Below are 19,431 nucleotides of genomic sequence, written 5' to 3'. Positions count from 1 at the left end.
CATTATCCATGAGACTGAGATTTGCCAAAAGTGAAATTGGTAAACACAATTTTGAGATTAAGTTTATTGATCCAGATAAGAATGTGTTACAATCAATTGATGGTCAAATTGAGGTTAATGAGCCAATAGCAGGAGTTGACTATACTTCAATAAATTCTGTTCTAAGGTTTGGTAACCTTGAATTTAAAAGCTTTGGTAAATATTCATTTGAACTCTACATTGACGGAGAATGGAGCCGTGGACTTCCGCTTAATTTTGTTAAAGCTGCTAATCAATTGAAGGCAGCCTAGCAGTAAGAAGGAGGGTTATTCTAACTCTCCTTTTTTTTAAATTATTCAATTACTTAATTCAAATTGGAAAGGAGGTGTTAATAATGGCTAAAGATTCCGATGGAAAGAAATTCAATAGAATTCCTGCCCATACCAAGAAAGTTGGTGGTAAAACTGTGAAAGTTAAAGAGCATATACGTAGTAACAGAAAGGACAGTAAAGGAAACTAATTTGCTGTAATTGGGGTATTTATATCGAATACCCCTTTTTATTATCAGCACACATTTACCATCACCCACTCACTTCCCCTCCTTTTATAATAAATTTCTGTGCGGAGAGCATCGCCCTATCGCCTTATCACCATAATTAAGGATTCAAAATACCCAAGGTTGGGTATTTAATACATTCCAATAATGTTGTATTTTGAAAGAAATTTAAAATAACAATGAAGGAAGAAGATACTAAAATGGATCAGAGTGAAACCTTACCATGGCAAGAAAAATTACTACCATTTTTAAAGTGGACTATCATTCTAGGTAGTATTAGCGTTCTAGGGCTTATAATATTTTCTATTACAGTGGTTTATAATACCTCAAACTTTAAAGATGAATCTATAATTGATAGTGTACTAGTAAAAGAAGTTAATGCAGATTATCAATTATTAAAGTCCATGGCAAAACTGGATGAATACAGCCTTAGAAGAAGACACCATGTTGGACGATTGGCCATTCTAAACAATGCGGTCTATAGATATATAGGAATCATAATAGCGTTTATGATCTCACTATTCGGTTCAGTATTTATCCTTGGTAAGATAAATCTTGAAAAGGAAACGAAAATTAACTCACCAAAGTTGACGATTGCATCGACTTCTCCAGGATTGATCATGATTATATGTAGCGTGATATTGATTGGTTATTTGTCCAATATATCGGATAGTACTGATATTCAGGATCAAAGAAGTTATTTACCTGAATGGAAATCGATAGAGAACAAGTCTGAGACAGAAAATGAAACTAATAAAGGCGAAAATACATATTCCGCTTATCCTAGTGGTTCTAATAAGTAGAACACTGGGTTACGGACAAATAGAAGGACCAACATTCGAACCTAGTTACAATTTAGATTCTGTAGTGATCCAAACCCGCCTTGAAATGGGATATGAGGATATAAATCAGATCATGTTAGGCTATATAAAGAATGGTGAGCCATCGAAAGCAGTTTTGGCGTATGACATTTATGTACACCAAAATCCAAATGTGAAAAGTAAGACCTTATATCTACATGCACTCTCATCGTGTTTAGATGATAATTTGGATTTAGGTAAGAGACAATTCAGTAGACTGGTCCAAGGATATAGAGAGAAGTTGTGGTTGAAGGCAAAAAAATCAGTTGACCTCTGTGAGCCTAATTGTAGATTCTTGGATTTTCCCTCTGTTGAAGAAGATGAGAGCCAGACACGTGCAAGAATTCTAGTTACAAGTAATTCTAATGGCCGCGCCAGCATCGCGCACAGTCATAGTGGAAAATATATCCAGCAGTTTAACTATGATGACCAGCCAACGAAGATTTCTAAACTTTTGAGTTATGAAACATCAGTAGAACGGATTTTTGAACCCTTTAATAAGTTTACAATCTCACATAGATTAAAAGTTGAAGAAGGTCAATTAGAACTTTATTCAGTTGGTTGGTTCGATCTGGTATTATATAGAATGGGTTCTTTTAATTTGGAGGATATTGATAACAGACTCTTAAGTTTAAATAAATCACTTGATTTCTATATTTCTCAATTCGACTTGGATGTTCCTATTTCGAATATAACTACATATGTTGTTGAAGATACGTATGGCCTAATTGATCTTGCGAGAACACTTCATAAATATGAACCCTCTCCTGGGACAATTGGATATAATTATCACAATGATCAGTCGATAATTGTGGCTACAAGAAATTTTTATTTAGGTTCAATTAACCATGAAATGGTACATATTTTATTGAAAAATTCAGGTCTAAACTACCCAAGTTGGTATGAAGAGGGTCTAGCTGCAACCTATGAAACTGCCTATTTTTCGCAAGACTCATTAATTCCTGTTAATAACTGGAGGAATGAATGGGTAAAGAATTTCTTTAATGCGAATTCATTGTCAAAAATAAATAGAAGGTTGAGAAGGCTAAATGATGATGACTTCTTTGGTGCATTCATTTCTGAAGACATGGTTAATTTTAAGGAATATACTATAAATGCCTCACTAGCACGATATCTAGTTATGTACATATTAGATACTCAATCTGGGTTCGATCCAATTGATACTCATTTAGAGATTTGGCTAGAAGACAATTTTCATTTCTTTATGAGGTGGTATAATTCTAAATTTAAGAACAAGGCAGATGAGACTTATACCACAGACTTTTTAATTAAGAAAGAGGATTACTAGGTTTATCAGATGATTTTAAAACACAGTAACATTTGTGTGAATCTGTTAAATCTATTGTAAGCTGAGGTCGCATAGAATCTCACACATTTGCCATTCCCCACTACCCTTCCCTCCTGCTATAAATGTCAAAAGAGTGCTCAGTTATCGATAAGAAATGAAGAGTGGAATATGTAAAGAAAAAATGCCAAACGCGCAACTATTAATGCCACGCTCAACCCCAAGCTAAGTAACCCCGCATCAAGTGCGGGGCAGGCTATAACGCGAGTACTGATTGTCCCGAAACTGATTCGGGATTATATAACAAACATAGCAAATTCTGTAATTGCAGAGATACAACAAATAGTCACAAAATATTGGACTTACGTTCAGCTCCACTGAGTAATCCCACATTTGCATCCTGGCCTCAACATTTATATTCTTAAGAAATCTAAAGCGCCCAGATAATAACCAACCCAATCATACTTCGACACGCTGAGGGCTTCTACTCGATACCCGGAAACTTCACATAAAAGCAACTCCCCTCGCCTGGTTTACTCTCCACCCTAATGGAGCCGCCTAGTTTGTCAACAATCATTTTAACAATGGATAAGCCCAGGCCTGTAGAATGTTCGCCCCCGGTTGGCATAGCACTTAGTTTCTGAAATTTCCTGAACATCTTCTGTTTATCTTCCTCACTGAAGCCCGGCCCTTCATCGTGTATCGTAAATTCTATGGTATTGTCTGTCTTTTTCGCACCCACTGTAATGGCCTTACCCTCTGGTGAAAACTTGATGGCATTCGAAATCAGGTTTTCAAGCACGCGCCACAGTAAAAACCTGTCGGTACTCAATAGTAGTCCCTTTGTGGCATTGACGGTTAATTTTTGTTGCTTGGGTTCCGCATCTTTCCCTGCTACTTCCATTAGCTCTGCTAACAGTGCATCGATGTTTACTTCTTCAACATTAAGCGATATAGTTTCAGCATTCTGAAAATTACTAATATCAAGTAAATCATTGATGAGCTGATGCATTTGCCCTATTGACGATTTGATGCGATCAAAATACGGTTTTGGCTCCTCTTCTTTTGAATCTATAGTTTCGAGTAGATGGGTTAGCCCCTGAATGTTATTGATGGGAGATCGTAAATCATGCGCAACTACGCCTAATATGCCGTCTTTTTCTTTATTGAGTTTTACCAATTCCTCTTTTTGTTCGCCTATTAGCAAGGTAGAATGTTTTAATTTGATAGACTGATTATTGATGTAAAGCAACATGCCTGAAAAGATGATAAACCATAGCACAGAGGCTATCAGCAGCCAGTTGTATTCATTGAGTTCTTTGCGTGCAGTGCCAATAATAAAGTTGTAACCATAAATGCTGACATTGCCGTATTTAAAGCCCTCTGAAGTGATTTGGAAATTTTTGTAGTACAGCGGATCAGTTCTATCGTGATATACTTTGGAGTTATCGTGCACACGCTCTCTGTCAAAGTCTATGGAGTCGGCAGTAGTAAAGCGAAATACAAATTTTTCTGCATTAACCTGCTTGTAAACTTCTTCAATGGCTGCATTGAAATACACTACTGGTGTGGCATAGCCAATGGTTTGGCCTTTGTTTTTTACCCTGAAGTTTAATGAAATACCTACCTGCCCTTCTACTAAATTGTGCGGCTTAAAGAGATTCAGTGCATCGCTTTTCATAATTTGACTATACTTAGCCATACCCTCAGGACCAATAATGCTCTCCAGGTTTTGACCGATAAAATTGTTAGCATTTATGTCATTATAGTCGAAAGAATAAATAAAGGTATGTGTGGTATCCAGTATTGATACCACATACTTATTTTCTAATGCTGTTCCTCTGGAAAAATTTTGAACATAATTGAAGAGATGCTCCTGATCGGGGAATTCCTTTTGTTCGTTGATATAAGTCTGAATAGAGGAAACAAAGAGTCCAAAACCTTCAACGGTCTCGGTAAACTCATCAATAGCATTTCTATGTACGGCCTCTAATTCCTGGGTCTCCTTATTATTTATAAAACCTGAGATCCAAATATTGCCAATAACCAATAGCCATGCTGTAATAGCAATAATAATATAAATGAATAGCGTTTGCTTCATCAGAGCTTATCTGGCATTGAGGAAAAATTTGATAGGTGAAAGATAAAGCATTAAATGAAAGTGGTGGACTGTTATCACAAAGAAATATCTCTAAAACCAACAGACCAATATATATAAATCTAAGCTAATATTTCCTTTAAACTTTTGATTCTTCTGTTGTGAAGCAGCTATTTTTCACTGTAGGTCTGCTCTACCATTGGCCCCAGCCTCATACCGCCCAATAAATGCACATGAATATGAAAAACCGATTGGCCGGCATCTTCATTGGTATTAATGGCAATGCGGTAGCCTGTTTTATCGATGCCATACTCAGCGGCAAGGTTTTTGGCAGCAAGCAAGAGTTTGCTGAATAGGATGGTATCATCTTCAGTAATGTCATTTAATGTTGGTATTCTCTCTTTTGGAACAATGAGCAAGTGAACGGGGGCTTGCTTTCTGAGCGGTACAAAGGCCACTACATGTTCATCCTGATAGATAATTTGATCTTGCTTGGTTCCTGAGATAATGGCTTCAAATGGGGATGGCTTTTGTAATTTTTCAGCTTTTGCCTGCTCATAAGCTTCGGATTGAGCCATGGCACTTATACTGGCGAACAGTATAAATATCAAACAATGTATTGCGCGTAAATTCATGGCATAGCTTACGCGCAATTGCTGAACTAAGTTGTAGTATGTCAACTCACAGAAAGGATTAAAAGCTCGCATCTCATCTGTCTAAATCCAGCCAGCCACACTTATATTGTTAAATGAATGTTAATCTGTAACATCTGCTTATCCCCCTCGTAATGTTTCAAGAAAGAAGAAAATAAAGAGCTAACCTCCTACTATGATCAGTAAAACAAAAAGTTTACTCATTTTCAGTTTTATAATATTCACCACTCAATATTCACAGGCGGTTAATGCATACACTGACTTTGTCGTTACCCCGATTACCAAAAATATTTACAGCATTGTTTCACCGTCAATTGGGTTGCCAACACCTGAGAACGAGGGTTGGAATTCCAATATTCATTTTGTAGTTACTGAAAATGGTGTGCTGCTTTTCGATACAGGGTCATCTGAAGTAATTGGAAATAAAATTAAGAAGGCCATTCAATCCATAACCGATCAGCCCGTTCGTTGGGTTATTAACTCCCATAGCCATGCCGATCATTGGTTGGGTAATGCAGCATTCGCAGGTGTAGAAATTATAGCCACCACTGAAGCAATGGAAACCATGAAAAAGTATGGAAACGATGATGTAGCGTTTTATCATAATGTGACCAATGGCACAATTGGAATAACTCACCTGGTATATCCTAATTTATTATTGAAGGAGCCTCTAAAGCGAAATTTTGGAGGTGTTGAAGTGGAGTTGCTGTTTGCCAATAACGGGCACTCTCCTGGTGACATTTTGATGTGGTTGCCAGAGCAGAAAGTTATGATTGGTGGTGATGTATTGAGCTCGGACTACATGCCGATGATCACAGATCATGGAGATATTGATGGTTTGATAAACACCCTCAATTTGGTAGTGCAATTAAACCCCTCCATTGTGCTAACAGGACATGGTAGCGCAACTACTATGTCATCTGTAATACGAGATTCGGAATTGTTGACAAGTGTTTGGGAGCAGGTAAAACTTGATCATAAAAGCGGACATACACCTGTAAAGACCCTTTCAGCGGTCAGCGTTAAGCTAAGTTCGAAATATGAACCCTTATACAAAGATTTTACAACGCAACTTGATCGGCATGTTAAGCTCATGTATCAATTGAAGGGAGAAAATGAAGAATGAAAATGGTTGGCAGCCTTCTATCATTTAACTGATTTAGAAAATATCCGTATTTTGATGCTGCAGTTTGATCGATAACCTCATGATGCTATGAAGATTTCTGAGTTAATGTCTCAAAACATTGCCCTTAGTGCAGAGGAATGCGAAGCTGTAGACCAATATATTCCTATTAAAACCTTCAAAAAGGGCACTTTACTACTCAAGGCTGATCAAATTGCCAATGATAGTTATTTTACTATTAAAGGCTGTGTACGACTCTATTATGTGGTGGATGGCGAAGACAAAACCACCCATTTCTTTACGGAGGGTGATGCTATTGCTTCCATGAATAGCTATATCAATCGAGTGCGTGCCATCCATTACTTAGAGTGCGTAGAAGATTGTACACTGGCGGTGCTTAATTATGAAAAGGAGAAGGTACTCTACAAGCTATTTCCGAGGCTGGAATCCATTTGCAGAGTGTCTATGGAAGATGATTTGGGTAAGCATCAGGAAATGCTGGCCTCGCACATTACCAAATCGCCAGAGCGGCGGTACCTGAAACTGCTCAATGAGCGTGCTGATTTGCTACAGCGGGTACCGCAATATCATTTGGCCAGTTATTTGGGTGTTAAGCCAGAATCATTGAGCAGAATACGCAAACGCATTCAATCCCGGGATTAAGCTACTTCCAGTATTCCGTAATCCTATAAATTTTGCCATCCTTAAATTCAAAAAGGGCCATTTGTGGATCGCCTGTTTTTATGCCTCCCTCCTTTTTGAGTATGAAACTCTTGGTTACAGCAATGGCATTATACCCAAAAATCTTGCTGTTGACCTTAATGTCGGTCACCTCGCCATCATAGCCACCATTCTCCTGATTCCTCTTATACCCATTGTATAGATCTTGCCGGGTATAGACACCTCCGTATTGCTCATGTACATAGGTGAAATCATCAGTAAATAGATCAAAAATATTGTCTATATCCTTTATGGTTGAATTGGGTTGGAATACAATCACATTCAACCTGTAATATTCATTGAGCAGGTGGTTTAGGGAGTCTTGAGCGGTTGATAGTTCATTTGTTTGTGCATTAACTGAGCATACAGTGCCGAGTATAAGCATTAGTAAAGTGATAAATTTTTGTTCCATATTTTTTCGATCTTCAATTGTCTATTCTAAACTCAAGTTACTTATTCTACACTGTTCTGTACTTTTATTCCCTTCACAATCAGCCAGACACATAATCTAAGTTCGGCTACTATGGCGGAAACCATCACTATGATTTCTGTGACATCTGCATATTGAGGGTAAAGGAAATTGGTAAAACTATCTATTAGGTATCCGGCACCAGCAATAGGTAACAGTGTGCCCAATACCTTTGGAAATAATATTGATTTGTAGAATAAATAGCCAAGTATCATACAGCTTAATGCAAAAAAGACCAGCGCTATGAGGTAGCCGTGACTATGAGCATTGATGTTGAGCATGACCTGAGCATTAAAAGCCTCCTGTCCCATGGCATTTACAAAGCTGCCGTCAGCAACCAGTATAATAGCTTTAAAATGATTCAGCAAATTGATTCCCAGTATAGATGATTGCGTCAGGCGGAATAGTGCTGCAAGCAATGCCAATCCGCTATTCACTGGCTTTAGCAGCAGATAAAAGGTTAGGGCAACAGCTACATCGGCCATTACCATGATCAGATCGCTGACGAAGCCTGTTCTGTACAGCGTGAGGTTTGATGCAATATTTGAAACTGTAGTAGCGGCATCACCGGGTACTATTAGTGCCGCACGAACCACCATTTCGCTGTACATACCACAAACAATAATAACCAGGTAAAGCAAACCCGTTATAAGCCCGTATTTCCTAAATGTTGTTAATTCAGCTGATTGAGTTCTCATAATCTTATGTTTTGTTGCTTAAAGCAAATTTGAGCTGAGATTATCCATTATGCATTGACTTAAGTTAAGAATTGACTGCCATCTAAATCATGGATCGATTACAGTAACCACTCTTTTCAAAGTCTCTGATGTTCATTGAAATTATAGGAATATCTGGTAGTATAGTTTTGAGCGCTGAGACTATGGCTCTGGAGAGCTTAAGCTTCTTTTCATCTGTTCGACCCTCCATGATGTTACCAAATACGTGGATAAAATTACTCGCATCTCCAATGTTGTAATGTTTGAATGGGTTAATTCGGACTTTTATATCCCCTTTTGCGAAGAGATTGGTAGCAACTGCAGTATCATAGACCTTTTGCATTATTAGGTCAGCAGAATGCATTTTCAATACATTTTCAGAGCAATCAATTATAAAGTGCGGCATGAGTTTTTTGAGTTTATTATATTATTTCTTTTGTTCCGTCAAGTTAACCGTATTGGTCAGCCTTCTCATAAATTGTTGTTTAAAAGCCTCATTTATGGTGGTTTCTGAACAATCACAGACCCTTTCTCCATAGCTCAATACGAATTCAGCATTACCGTCATCAGTAGTTTTAAAGTATTGCTTTAAGTATACAGCCGGATAAAAGTCGAACCCTTCATTTTGAAAAAATTGTAGGTCCCTGGCATCTGATAGCAATGCTTCTGTTATTTCAACGCAGTTCTCCTTTGTGTAAAACGCTATTTCATTGAGTGTTGCAGTTTCCATATAGCTGTAGTTAAGATAACCAGAGCTATCACTCAGGGCCTCTGCATGCACCATTATAATGCTCATAGAATCATAAACTGCTGCTGTTGATACATTGAAAGGATGTTCGTGAAAAACAGGACTATGGTTTAGGAAGCCTGTTCGTTTAAATCCATCAGGTATATCTAGCGCAAGCCAGATGGCATGTACAGAATTCAAACTATTCTCCTTGAATTGGAGATATTGAAATTTGCTGGTTGAAAGTTTTTCCTGAGCTTGTGTCTCTCTGCCAGAAACACAAGCTATTAGGATGATAATAAAAATAAGAATTCTATAAGTCCTCATCATTATATGGTTTGAAATAGTTGATCGGCTGGTTTTCTCACTTTTTCTCTGAACTGTGAGCTGTCATCTATTGACCGATAACCTACAGGAGCAATGACAGATGCATTCAGTCCCATTTCGTCCAAGCCTAGAATGCGATTGTAGGCTTGTTTATCAAATCCTTCCATTGGGCAGGCATCCAGCTTGAGTTCAGCACATGCAACTATCAGGTTGCCAAGTGCAAGGTAAGTTTGCTTTTCAGCCCAGCTCTTTCGCTCTTCCCGACTCATTCTACTGATCGAGTCTTTTATTGTGTTGCCATAATCTGTTAAGCCAGTATGGTCTGTGTCTTGTGTTTCAGCAATAAGCTTGATGTAATTATCTACAAAATGGCTGTAGTTGTGGGTATAATTACAGAATACAAACAGGCATGAGGCATCAGTGATTTGAGACTGATCCCATGATGCCTTTCGCAGTTCTTCCCTCACCTCTTTGTTTTCAATAATCAGTACTTTATAAAGCTGAAGGCCGTATGAAGAGACCGATAATCGCACTGCTTCCTTTAGCCTTTCCAGGTCCAAAACATTAATAGTTCTGGAGGCATCAAACTTTTTGGTGGCATAGCGCCAGTTTAAGTTTTTGATTAAATTCATTGATTGTTGTTTTTGAGTTTTACATAATTTTTAATGATGAATTCCACCTGAAATCCCACTTTGGTATAAAGGTGTTTGCCACTTTCAGAGGCTTGTAAAGTAGCGTGTGTAGCCCCTTCTTCTGTGGCTATATTTAAAGTCTGTAGTAGGATATCTTCAGCAAAACCGCGTTTTCTCATTTCAGGAACAATACCCATAGAATGTATCCCTGCTATTTTTGTGTGGTTAGTAAACAGCACTACTGTTCCCACAGGCTGATTTTTGTGTATTCCTAAAAGATAGTTTACCTCATCCCTGGTTTTCATTATCGTTTCAGGGTGTATCAGATACCCAAAGGCCTGCATAAAAGTATCAGACCACACATTGGCTGACTCCTGATCGGTGACATATTTTAATGAGATAGTATTAGACACTGCCTCGATATGATGGAGTGCCATTGACATGCCATATTGCCTGGATTTTAACTCGAAGCCGCAAGCTTCAAGTGCCTTTCCAAGATGATTTGAAGGATCATCCCAAACAGGAATGGTAAAATTATTCAACCTAAACTGATTAGTAATTTCATGGATGTAACCTCCATAGTTTGGGTCCGAAAACCAGATCCTGTTGGGCCATTCTGAATTGGTCACAACGCTCATTTCATAACTATTAGTAGAAATATAATCTCCTACATTTGTTCCCACAAGCCTCCAAAGTGCCTGTAGGTTATCTAAATTCATATGCTTTAAATCCATAATCTTATTCTTGATTTGTAAAGACATTTGGATGCATGCTCAATGCAAAATTGAAAAGGTTGGCATCCATTGTCATTGACTTTGGTTAAGAAGGAAAGTCTGTTATATTTTGAGTTTGGTAAGTACTACTCCCAATAACATAATTACCATTCCTATCACTCTCCTGATGGATACGGGCTCCAGAGGCATTCCAAACCAGCCAAAATGGCCTGCAATGGCAGCAAAAAGAATCTGGCCCGTGAGCCCGAATGTCACAGCTGTTGAAATACCAATCCGTGGAATGAGATAATAGAACAGTCCCACGGCTATGAAGCTTAACATACCTCCCGAAACCCACATATAGGCTGGTACTGTTTTTAGCTGACTAACAGTTGGAAACTGCTTTACAGTGGCTAATACTGCTATTACAGTAAAGCTGGAGCTAATAATCAAAGCTACTGAGGTGGCTAATAACGAGTTGTCCAGGATTACTCCCAGGCGAGCATTAAGCCCACCCTGCATTACCACCATTACCCCTACAGAAAATGAAAGGAGTAGTAGATACCAATTGTTCATGACCTTTGGGATTAGCGTACAGGAATGGCTATAGGACGCATAGGAGAACCGCTAGCTCCTTTCAACTTCAATGAAGCTGCAATGAATGCAAATTCATAAATATGATCCTTGGCTAGTTCTTCTAAAAACATCTGTTCGATGAACATCACCCCTTTTTCTGCCAGCAGATAGGTATGCACTGGCACCCAGTTGTCTTCGCGCTCTGGAGGAAAGGCTTCCAGACTTAGATTGTCAGCGCCTAGTAACATGATTTGCTGTTCTTCTACAAGCCATTTTACAGCATCCAGGCTGATACCAGGGTAGTTATCCAGATATTCATTGGCATCTTCATAAAATCGGGCTTGTCCCGTGCGAATCAAAAAAACATCACCTTTTCTCAGCTTTACTTTTTGTTTACGGAGAGCTGTTTTAAGATCTTCGGCATTGATACGATAGTTTTTAGAAAGACCTTCTAAGGCCTCTTCAACATCAATTAAAACACCCCGTGCTATAATCGGTGGAATAGTCTCTGAACCGGTCTTTTTCCATCCTTTGTCTCCCAGATGTTCTTCCGGGGTAAAGCCATTCCAAATTTTTCCGTTTAGTCCGAAATGGTTGAGGGCATCTATGTGTGTACCCATGTGAGTGTACATAGAAATGGCATCACCGGTATAGCTTACTTTCTGGTTCATGGCTTTACCCAACCCATTCGGGTTGTCAACAACGGTTCCGTTTGGTGTATGGGTCAACCAATACTGGTAAGGGGGATCACCTAGTGCATTAAAGCTGGGCATTCCTACAAAGTAATCTACACTAAGATCGTAGCTTTTTCCTGATTGAATTTGTGACAGAATTTGAAGTTTTGAATCTTCTGTCATCATGTTAAGGGTTCCTATTTCATCCTGAGGACCCCACGGGCTCATACCAACTTCTTCGGTGCTCTGTGCCTTGACAGTGCTGATAAGAAGTACTAAAATAAATGTGCTTAAATATGCTTTCATAACTTTAACGTTTATGCAAAGTTGAAAGCCACCGAGCCCGAAAGCATTAAGGTATCTTAAGAACGTACTACAGGCTCATTTTTTTTCTTATAGCACTTAGATGCTCTGGCGTAACGCCTATAAATGCAGCAATCATATATTGAGGGATCTGTTGTTCCATTTCCCGATAGTCTGATATGAACTTCACATAACGCTCCTCTGCAGTCTGGCTCATTGTCCTGATGGTTCTGTTCTGTAATGCTACATAGCCATGTTGTGTTTTAATGCGGAAGAAGCGGTCAACCATAGGTATTTCATCGTATAGTTTATTCAATCGGTCACGATGGATTTGAAGTACGGTGCTGGGTGTAATGGCCTGAATGAACAGCTCTGAAGGAGTTTCAGTTAAGTATGCATACAAGTCATTGATCCACCAACCTGAAATGCCGAATTGAAGGATGTGCTCCATATCCTTCTCTCCGATGGAATATACCTTTAGACAGCCATCAGCCACAAATCGCATATGATTAGATAAATCACCTTTGGAGAGCAGTAGCTCTTTCTTGTTTAGTTTTTTGACCACAAAAGTGCCTTTGATAATTTCAGCTTCCTGATCTGAAATTGGCACGAGCTGCCGAAAGTTTTCAATCAGAATATCGTATGCTTGAGCCATTTGAATATTTAGCGTAGTTTGTACTACTAATATAAGTTACAGGTTTGGAATGAACTAAGCTTGAGGGATTAGTCATTTATTAAATGTTGGTTAGTTTTTATTAATAATAGACATTCAACCCATCTCATTCTTCTTCGGCAAAAGTACCTTTCTTAAACAGTTCACTATAGATCTCTTTGATCTTATTTTCGCTAAGCTTCAGGTTGGCTATAGATGTATGTATGGAGCTTCGCTCTAACACTAAATCATGTTCAAACTTCTTGGCAGACCCTAATAGCAAGCTGGCGCCTTCATCTGATGAAAACTCTATTGACTGATTACCTTCTTCAAATACAACTAACTCTCCTACCGGAACTTCCAATCCACCATTCAATGTCCCTTTGTAAACTACCAACCACAGCAAATTATGTGTTTTCGGTGGCGTATAGGTCCATTTTTCATGAGGCCTGAGACTGACATCCAGATAATTCATATCATTAGGCGGATCGATCTTACTTTTGAGGCCTTCATACTCTCCTAAAAGAACTTTGAACTGGTCATTGTTTAATATTTCATCTTTTGTGACATAAATACTCTTGGCATCGGCAGTCTCAAGTTTTGGAGGCAGAGCAATCCAAAGCTGGAACCCTAGTGTTGGCTGATCTTTAAGTAACATGCCTTTATGCCATGCCCCCGAACCGGCCTGTAAATACTCAATATCCCCTGCCCTAAATGACACTTTATTTCCAGTGCTTTCCTCAAGATCGCTACCACCTTCAATGTAATAAGTAAAGGTGGCTATTCCTGAATGTGGGTGCCACCCAAAACCTGCGCCTTGGGGTGGAACTCCGTGTATATAGTCCAGAAAAACGAAAGGTTTAATGTCATTACCTATTCCGGATGGACCAACCAGATTTGTTATCATGCCATGATGGTCACGGCCCATAGTTCGATGTTTAATTGCTCTTTTCATTGTGTTAAAGTTTTGATGAGGTCAGTGTGGCTTCAGTTTCTAATGATTGTGCAAAATGCGTTATTTTTTCATCCAGTTGTGATGCTAATACTGGATTGATAATCCCGGAATTAGAGAAGTTATCATAAAATGAGGGTAGTGAAAAATCAGCTACAATATTGCCTTCCATGAATGGGAAATAGGATTTAGCTGCTGCAAGTACGCTCTCGCCTCCTCTACTGCCTGGAGAAGTGGCCATCAGCAACATTGGTTTTCCTTTCCATACCTTAATATCTATTCTTGAAAGCCAATCGATAAGGTTTTTGAAAACCGCAGTATATGTGCCGTTGTGTTCTGCCAGAGAAATCACCAATCCATCCGCTGAATCAATGATATCATCCAATTTATGTGCACCTTTAGGTATCCCGAATTTCCCCTCTGCATCGACACTGTATAGTGGCATTACATAGTCTTTAAGATCAATCACGTTAATAGAAGCATCAGCAACTTTACTCGCTGCATAAATGGCCAGCGTTTTATTGATAGATTTACTGCTGCTGCTTGCTCCAAATGCTATTATCTTTTTCATATTCTTATTTGTTTAAAAGTTTAATTAATTGAGTGTCTAAAGCATGTTTCCCGCTGCCATTGATCAGTACAGCTACTGCGATCCCTATGATCAGCAGGGCGTATTCATAGCCTTCACCAGCCTGGTTTCCAAACCAGTTCATGAAAAAACCATGCTCCAAATGTGTGGTGTAAATGATGCCTGAAAAGAGGCCTGCAATAGCCAGAGACCATAATCTGCTTGCAAATCCGAGGATCAGGAAAATTGATCCGAAGAACTCTATCATAATTACTGCAAGGGCTACAATCCAGGGAAGGTGCATTTGATTCGTGAAGGCATCCATTGTGCCAGCAAATCCATATCCTCCGAACCAACCCAACATCTTTTGCGCTCCGTGTGGAAATAGAACTATTCCGAGTGTAAGGCGAGCAATGAGTGCTCCCCTGTTACTGTCTGTGTTTAGAATTTTGTTAATCATCATGTCATTATTTATTTATTGGTTAGAAAAATTTTTCGAACGAATACGCCAAGTGAGGTTCTGGTTATTGGAGCATCTCCATACTGATCATAATCGAGCGCCAGCCCAAACTGTGTGGCATGTTTGTCAAACCCAGCTCTTAGCTGCTGAAAGCTTCTGGTGTGGAGTGAGAACTTTTCCCAGTTAGTAAGTACTTGTGCGCTTAGCAGTAACTCCCATTCCTCTTTTAAGGGTATTGTCAGCTGCATCTGCAAAAACATCTCACCGTTGATAAACCCAGTTTGTTCAGCGTGAGCTATGGTAGGAATAGCGGTTAGCACAAGATGCTGTGACTTAATCGCGTATAGGATGGATAGCCGCTGGGAGAAGCCCGCTGCACTGTTATAATACAGTCCCGGGCCTATAGAAAAGGCTTTATTGATGTTCCAGTAGATTGTAGAATGAACTCCTGCCTCATCAAACATGAAACTTTCCTGTTCATGATACTTCTGAAAGAAGGCCAATGTGCCTATTGAAAAGTTGGCGGTTGGAGTTAATGGCCTCAATGAGAATGATGTAAAGTCTGTTTTCTTAAGTCCTGAAGCTAACTCCAGCTGCGTAATTTGTGCTATGCTTCCATGCGCAATAACGATTAAAATGAGGGTCAAAAGGGTGTTTCTCTTTGTCATGATACAAAGGAGGCGCCTTCTGTATCACGGAAAAATAAACTAGTTTAAGAAAAACTAGCGTTTACTCATCTTGCTTCGGATCATGCTCAAAAACTCTGGGGTGATGCCCAGATAAGCTGCTAGATCCTTTTGCTTAATGCGATTGGCGATATGTGGGTATTTGCTTAAGAAGATTTCATAACGTTCTTCAGCAGTCAATGAAATGCCTTGATTAGTTCTTTCTATATAACTCACCAATGACCGTTGGTAAAGGTTTCTGTAAAAACGCTCGAATTTTGGTATTTCATGGAAAAGCCTTTCAAAGCTTTCTTTTGATATCATTAAGAACTCTGAATCTTCCAGCGCTTTGATGAAATAAGTACAGGGCTGCTCCAGCATGAAGCTGGCCATATCTCCAGTCCAGAAATCCTCAATGGCGAACATCGACACGTGCTCTACCCCATTGCGGTCTATAGAATATACTTTTAAGCAGCCTTTGGTTACAAAATATTCATACAATGCCACCTTGCCTGGCCGCATCACAAACTCCTTGCGCCTGGCACTCCCCTTTTTTAATAGTGATTTAAAGAGGTCTTTCTCTTCATCTGTAAGATCGATAAAGCGCGCCACATTCTGAAGAATTAAATCGTAAGCAGATTCGGTGTCGTGAGCTTTCATTGAAATAAAAATAGGAAGATATTAGATTAAACCACAACTGATACTATTGTTGCCTTCAATTAAAATCTCTGCTAACTAATTTCTTTTATTCACCATTATAGTCTTAAACAACAGCCAGATATACTTCCATTTATAAATAAATAATTGATCACCTGTAACATCTGTTTATTCCCATCGTCATGCCTCCAGAAAATAAAAAACAAAGCATTTAATAATAGTAATAGCTCAATTACTGAATGAAATCAGCCGGAGAAAGCAAAAAGGAACTGGGTAAGTATGAAATGGCCTCAAATGTCAAAACGTTGGCTCGGGAAGTCAAGCAATGGCCGTTGTTTAAAGCCAATTTTGCTCCATAACCAATTGATAAGCGAAAAACTATTTAAAAATGCTTTTAACATTCGGCCTTATAGGCCTTCACCACTAAAAATAGAATAAAATGAAAAAGATAGTATTATTAGCCCTCTTAATTGTCCCGTGTATTCTAGTAGCTCAGCCAAAGAATGGTGCCAAAAAAGTACTGATGGTATTAAGCAGCTATGGAAAAGATTTAGGAAAAGTCAGACCTGGTTTTGAGTTTGATGAATTTTCTCAAGCCTATTTAATTTTTAAAAATAATGGCTTGGCAATAGATGTAGCCAGTCCAACAGGAGGTAAAGTTGAAGCCGATGAATTTAACAAAGATAAGGCCTATAATAAAGCCCTTCTGAGTGACCAGTCAGCCATGGACTTATTGGATAACACCATAGCAACAGCAGATGTGGATCCATCTGTATATGATGCCATCTATGTTGTTGGTGGTAAGGGGGCGATGTTTGATTTGCCCTATGACCCATCGCTTCAGGATATCATATTGAATTTATATCAAAGAGAAGGCACCGTTATTTCATCTGTATGTCATGGCCCTGCCTCGTTTGTGAATGTAAAGGATGGTGAGAATTACATTGTTAAGGATATTGAAATTACTGCCTTTTGTAATATTGAAGAAGAGCTCTTCGGCAAGAAATGGGTAAAGGAATTCCCTTTCAAGCTGGAGGACAAGTTAGTGTCAAGAGGAGCAATTTTCAGTCAGACAGATTTTATGTTATCCAATGTTGCCGTGTCGGGTAAATTCGTTACAGGACAAAATCCGTTTTCAACAACGGGTTCTGCTGAAGAAGTAGTAAAAGCCCTGGGCAAAGAGCCTGTGGCAAGAACTTTTTATAAGGATGAAAAGACTGTTTATCTGGTGCAGGATATGTTAGATGGTAAAAGCACGACCTCCTGGGTTGAGCAAGAGTTGAAAAACAACCATGAAACTTATGATATGCCTTTAATGGCCGTTTATGGGTATTATAAGGTCCTTGCAGCTAAAGATAATGTGACAGAACTGGCAAAGGGTGTTGAAATTATTGAGGCCACTGTTCCCTACTTTTTCAATGAAGATTTACAGTTCATGCTGGCTAAAACCCATATTTTACTAGATAATAAAGAAAGAGCTAAAGAGTTGTTGGAAGATTTAGATTCAAAGAATTTGTTAAAAGAACAGGTAGCAGATTTATTAAAGGAAATCAGCTAGAGGATATAAAAGAATAGAACACCAAAAAAGCACTAGCTAGTGAGCTAGTGCTTTTTTGTTTCGCAGATAATCCATCTGTGAATAATAGAGTAAATATTTGTAACCAATCTGTAACCCTGCAGTATGCAGGCTGGACAATTCTAGTTCTGGCCTCAAATGTCAAAACATTGGCTTGAGCAGTCAAGCAAAAGGTGTTGTTCTCAACGAACTTTACTTTATAACTAATTGAAAATTAAAATATTATGAAAAACCTACTGCTAATATTCGCCCTGTTTGGCCTACAGTTTACAACCTATGCACAGCTGGCTGAAAAGGTAGAACTTACTGAAGATAACAAGCTTCTTGGACTTGGAGAACAGCATCTGCTTCATTCAGAAGTGCTTGGTGAAAACCGACCCATAATTATTTCCCTTCCTGTTGACTATGATCATAATCAGGAGAATTACCCAGTAATCTACGTTTTGGATGGACTGCAAAATATAAAGCATACCGTTGGTACGGTTGAGTTGCTTGCAGAATCTGGTCTCGTTCCTCCAATGATTATAGTGGGTATTGAGAGTCTTGATCGGGCACGGGACTTAACACCTTCTAATGCGGGAAAAAATATGAATGGAGGAACCGGTAATGCAGGTATTCCACAAAGTGGTGGTGCTCCAAGATTTCTTGAGTTTTTAGAAGCTGAACTGATACCGTACATTGAAACGAATTATAGAACGCACCCCTATCGAATATTAGAAGGTCATTCTTTTGGTGGTTTATTCGGTGTTTATACGCTAATGGATCGTCCTGACATTTTTGATGCATTTGTCATTGAAGCTCCAGCATTGTGGTGGAATAATGAGGAAATGACTCAAAAGGCTAAAGATTTCTTTTCCTCTAGTAAGGAGTTGGATAAGGCCGTATATTTCGGAATAGGTGGTGATGACGGCTGGGGAATGCGTCAGGAGCTAATTCGTTACGTTGATGTTATCAAGCAAAATACACCAAAGAATTTCAGATGGCATCATGAAGAAGTAGGTGATGAGGATCATATGGCCTCTCGCCTATTGTTGAATTATCACGGATTGAAGTTTCTCTTTTCTGATTTAAAAATGACTGAAGATACAGCAGCCAATTTCGATGGTGAGTCGTTCTTAAATGCAGAAAAGCAACTCATGAGCAAGTACGGTACCAACACCAGAAGACCTGCTGGTGACTATGTTAACATGGTGATGGAACAAGTAAATAAAGATAATTTGGCTGGTGCTATAACTATACTCAAGAGAGCTACGGAGGCCTATCCTACTTACATTGGGTTATTAACCTATCTGGCAAAACTTTATGAACAAAGCAACCAAACTGAGGAAGCTGTTGCTGCATATATGACGGGGGTTGAAGTATCTAAAAAATACAAATTAGGACAAGAAGATGATTTAATGATTGAAATAGACAGGTTAAGGAAATAGCATAGTAAGCGTTAGTTGTTGCATGAAGCCAGAAACTTTTAT

General features: G+C 38.9%; 24 protein-coding genes. 8 read left to right on the top strand and 16 right to left on the bottom strand.

Annotated features, from left to right (window positions below; translation table 11 throughout):
- The 4 genes from E1140_RS09465 to E1140_RS09455 form a co-directional block, all read left to right on the top strand.
- A partial coding sequence (locus E1140_RS09465; protein WP_221412670.1) for a DUF6941 family protein occupies positions 1-290 on the top strand: 290 nt, incomplete at its 5' end.
- 83 nt (positions 291-373) lie between these two features.
- A complete protein-coding gene (locus E1140_RS21940) occupies positions 374-499 on the top strand; it encodes a hypothetical protein (protein WP_281350381.1) in 126 nt (41 codons plus the stop codon).
- A 215-nt stretch (positions 500-714) separates the two neighbouring features.
- Complete coding sequence (locus E1140_RS09460) at positions 715-1,338, top strand: hypothetical protein (RefSeq protein ID WP_155182306.1); 624 nt, start codon at positions 715-717, stop codon at positions 1,336-1,338.
- Positions 1,280-2,704, top strand: coding sequence for a hypothetical protein (locus E1140_RS09455; protein ID WP_185153509.1), 1,425 nt, complete (start codon positions 1,280-1,282; stop codon positions 2,702-2,704). The genes E1140_RS09460 and E1140_RS09455 overlap by 59 nt, the downstream gene beginning before the upstream one ends.
- A 481-nt stretch (positions 2,705-3,185) precedes the next feature.
- Here E1140_RS09455 and E1140_RS09450 read toward each other — a convergent pair whose 3' ends face one another.
- Positions 3,186-4,802 (bottom strand): sensor histidine kinase, encoded by a 1,617-nt coding sequence (locus E1140_RS09450; protein ID WP_155182300.1) that lies wholly within the window; start codon positions 4,800-4,802, stop codon positions 3,186-3,188.
- Between the two features lie 167 nt (positions 4,803-4,969).
- Complete coding sequence (locus E1140_RS09445) at positions 4,970-5,506, bottom strand: HIT domain-containing protein (protein ID WP_221412669.1); 537 nt, start codon at positions 5,504-5,506, stop codon at positions 4,970-4,972.
- Between the two features lie 121 nt (positions 5,507-5,627).
- Here E1140_RS09445 and E1140_RS09440 point away from each other — a divergent pair, with 121 nt between their 5' ends.
- Together E1140_RS09440 and E1140_RS09435 are read left to right on the top strand one after the other, a co-directional pair.
- Positions 5,628-6,578, top strand: coding sequence for an MBL fold metallo-hydrolase (locus E1140_RS09440; protein WP_155182297.1), 951 nt, complete (start codon positions 5,628-5,630; stop codon positions 6,576-6,578).
- 87 nt (positions 6,579-6,665) lie between these two features.
- Positions 6,666-7,238 carry a Crp/Fnr family transcriptional regulator gene (locus E1140_RS09435; RefSeq protein ID WP_155182294.1) on the top strand — a complete coding sequence of 191 codons (573 nt, stop codon included), beginning with the start codon at positions 6,666-6,668 and terminating at the stop codon, positions 7,236-7,238.
- A gap of 1 nt (position 7,239) precedes the next feature.
- Here E1140_RS09435 and E1140_RS09430 read toward each other — a convergent pair whose 3' ends face one another.
- From E1140_RS09430 to E1140_RS09365, 14 genes are all read right to left on the bottom strand, one after another.
- Positions 7,240-7,707 (bottom strand): nuclear transport factor 2-like protein, encoded by a 468-nt coding sequence (locus E1140_RS09430; RefSeq protein ID WP_155182291.1) that lies wholly within the window; start codon positions 7,705-7,707, stop codon positions 7,240-7,242.
- A gap of 41 nt (positions 7,708-7,748) precedes the next feature.
- Positions 7,749-8,462, bottom strand: a complete 714-nt coding sequence (locus E1140_RS09425; protein WP_155182288.1) for a DUF4386 domain-containing protein — start codon at positions 8,460-8,462, stop codon at positions 7,749-7,751.
- Positions 8,463-8,544: 82 nt separating this feature from the next.
- The gene (locus E1140_RS09420) at positions 8,545-8,886 is read right to left on the bottom strand and encodes a 5-carboxymethyl-2-hydroxymuconate Delta-isomerase (protein ID WP_155182285.1); all 342 of its coding nucleotides are present in this window, start codon (positions 8,884-8,886) and stop codon (positions 8,545-8,547) included.
- A 21-nt stretch (positions 8,887-8,907) separates the two neighbouring features.
- Positions 8,908-9,534, bottom strand: coding sequence for a hypothetical protein (locus tag E1140_RS09415; RefSeq protein WP_155182282.1), 627 nt, complete (start codon positions 9,532-9,534; stop codon positions 8,908-8,910).
- 2 nt (positions 9,535-9,536) lie between these two features.
- On the bottom strand, positions 9,537-10,166 hold the full coding sequence (locus E1140_RS09410) for an NAD(P)H-dependent oxidoreductase (RefSeq protein WP_155182279.1): 630 nt from the start codon (positions 10,164-10,166) through the stop codon (positions 9,537-9,539).
- Positions 10,163-10,927 carry a GNAT family N-acetyltransferase gene (locus E1140_RS09405; protein WP_155182276.1) on the bottom strand — a complete coding sequence of 255 codons (765 nt, stop codon included), beginning with the start codon at positions 10,925-10,927 and terminating at the stop codon, positions 10,163-10,165. Before E1140_RS09405 ends, E1140_RS09410 begins: the two co-directional genes overlap by 4 nt.
- Before the next feature lie 75 nt (positions 10,928-11,002).
- Entirely contained in the window at positions 11,003-11,455 is a 453-nt protein-coding gene (locus E1140_RS09400) for a DMT family transporter (RefSeq protein WP_155182274.1), read from the bottom strand.
- Between the two features lie 11 nt (positions 11,456-11,466).
- Positions 11,467-12,435, bottom strand: a complete 969-nt coding sequence (locus E1140_RS09395) for a cyclase family protein (protein WP_155182271.1) — start codon at positions 12,433-12,435, stop codon at positions 11,467-11,469.
- A gap of 67 nt (positions 12,436-12,502) precedes the next feature.
- Positions 12,503-13,087: a Crp/Fnr family transcriptional regulator gene (locus tag E1140_RS09390; RefSeq protein ID WP_155182268.1), complete on the bottom strand. Its 585-nt coding sequence runs from the start codon at positions 13,085-13,087 to the stop codon at positions 12,503-12,505.
- Positions 13,088-13,211: 124 nt separating this feature from the next.
- On the bottom strand, positions 13,212-14,039 hold the full coding sequence (locus E1140_RS09385) for a pirin family protein (RefSeq protein WP_155182265.1): 828 nt from the start codon (positions 14,037-14,039) through the stop codon (positions 13,212-13,214).
- Between the two features lie 4 nt (positions 14,040-14,043).
- On the bottom strand, positions 14,044-14,607 hold the full coding sequence (locus tag E1140_RS09380) for an NADPH-dependent FMN reductase (RefSeq protein ID WP_155182261.1): 564 nt from the start codon (positions 14,605-14,607) through the stop codon (positions 14,044-14,046).
- Between the two features lie 4 nt (positions 14,608-14,611).
- A complete protein-coding gene (locus tag E1140_RS09375) occupies positions 14,612-15,067 on the bottom strand; it encodes a DoxX family protein (RefSeq protein ID WP_246202767.1) in 456 nt (151 codons plus the stop codon).
- Positions 15,068-15,075: 8 nt separating this feature from the next.
- Positions 15,076-15,732, bottom strand: coding sequence for a hypothetical protein (locus E1140_RS09370; protein WP_155182255.1), 657 nt, complete (start codon positions 15,730-15,732; stop codon positions 15,076-15,078).
- Between the two features lie 54 nt (positions 15,733-15,786).
- On the bottom strand, positions 15,787-16,389 hold the full coding sequence (locus E1140_RS09365; RefSeq protein ID WP_155182251.1) for a Crp/Fnr family transcriptional regulator: 603 nt from the start codon (positions 16,387-16,389) through the stop codon (positions 15,787-15,789).
- Between the two features lie 436 nt (positions 16,390-16,825).
- Here E1140_RS09365 and E1140_RS09360 point away from each other — a divergent pair, with 436 nt between their 5' ends.
- Both E1140_RS09360 and E1140_RS09355 read left to right on the top strand, forming a co-directional pair.
- Positions 16,826-17,944, top strand: coding sequence for a type 1 glutamine amidotransferase domain-containing protein (locus tag E1140_RS09360; protein ID WP_155182248.1), 1,119 nt, complete (start codon positions 16,826-16,828; stop codon positions 17,942-17,944).
- Positions 17,945-18,186: 242 nt separating this feature from the next.
- Positions 18,187-19,389, top strand: a complete 1,203-nt coding sequence (locus tag E1140_RS09355; RefSeq protein ID WP_155182245.1) for an alpha/beta hydrolase-fold protein — start codon at positions 18,187-18,189, stop codon at positions 19,387-19,389.
- Positions 19,390-19,431 lie beyond the last annotated feature (42 nt).

The sequence above is a fragment of the Fulvivirga lutimaris genome, from assembly GCF_009711525.1.
In the GTDB taxonomy this organism is placed as follows: domain Bacteria; phylum Bacteroidota; class Bacteroidia; order Cytophagales; family Cyclobacteriaceae; genus Fulvivirga; species Fulvivirga lutimaris.
This window is presented reverse-complemented; position numbering and strand designations above follow the sequence as displayed.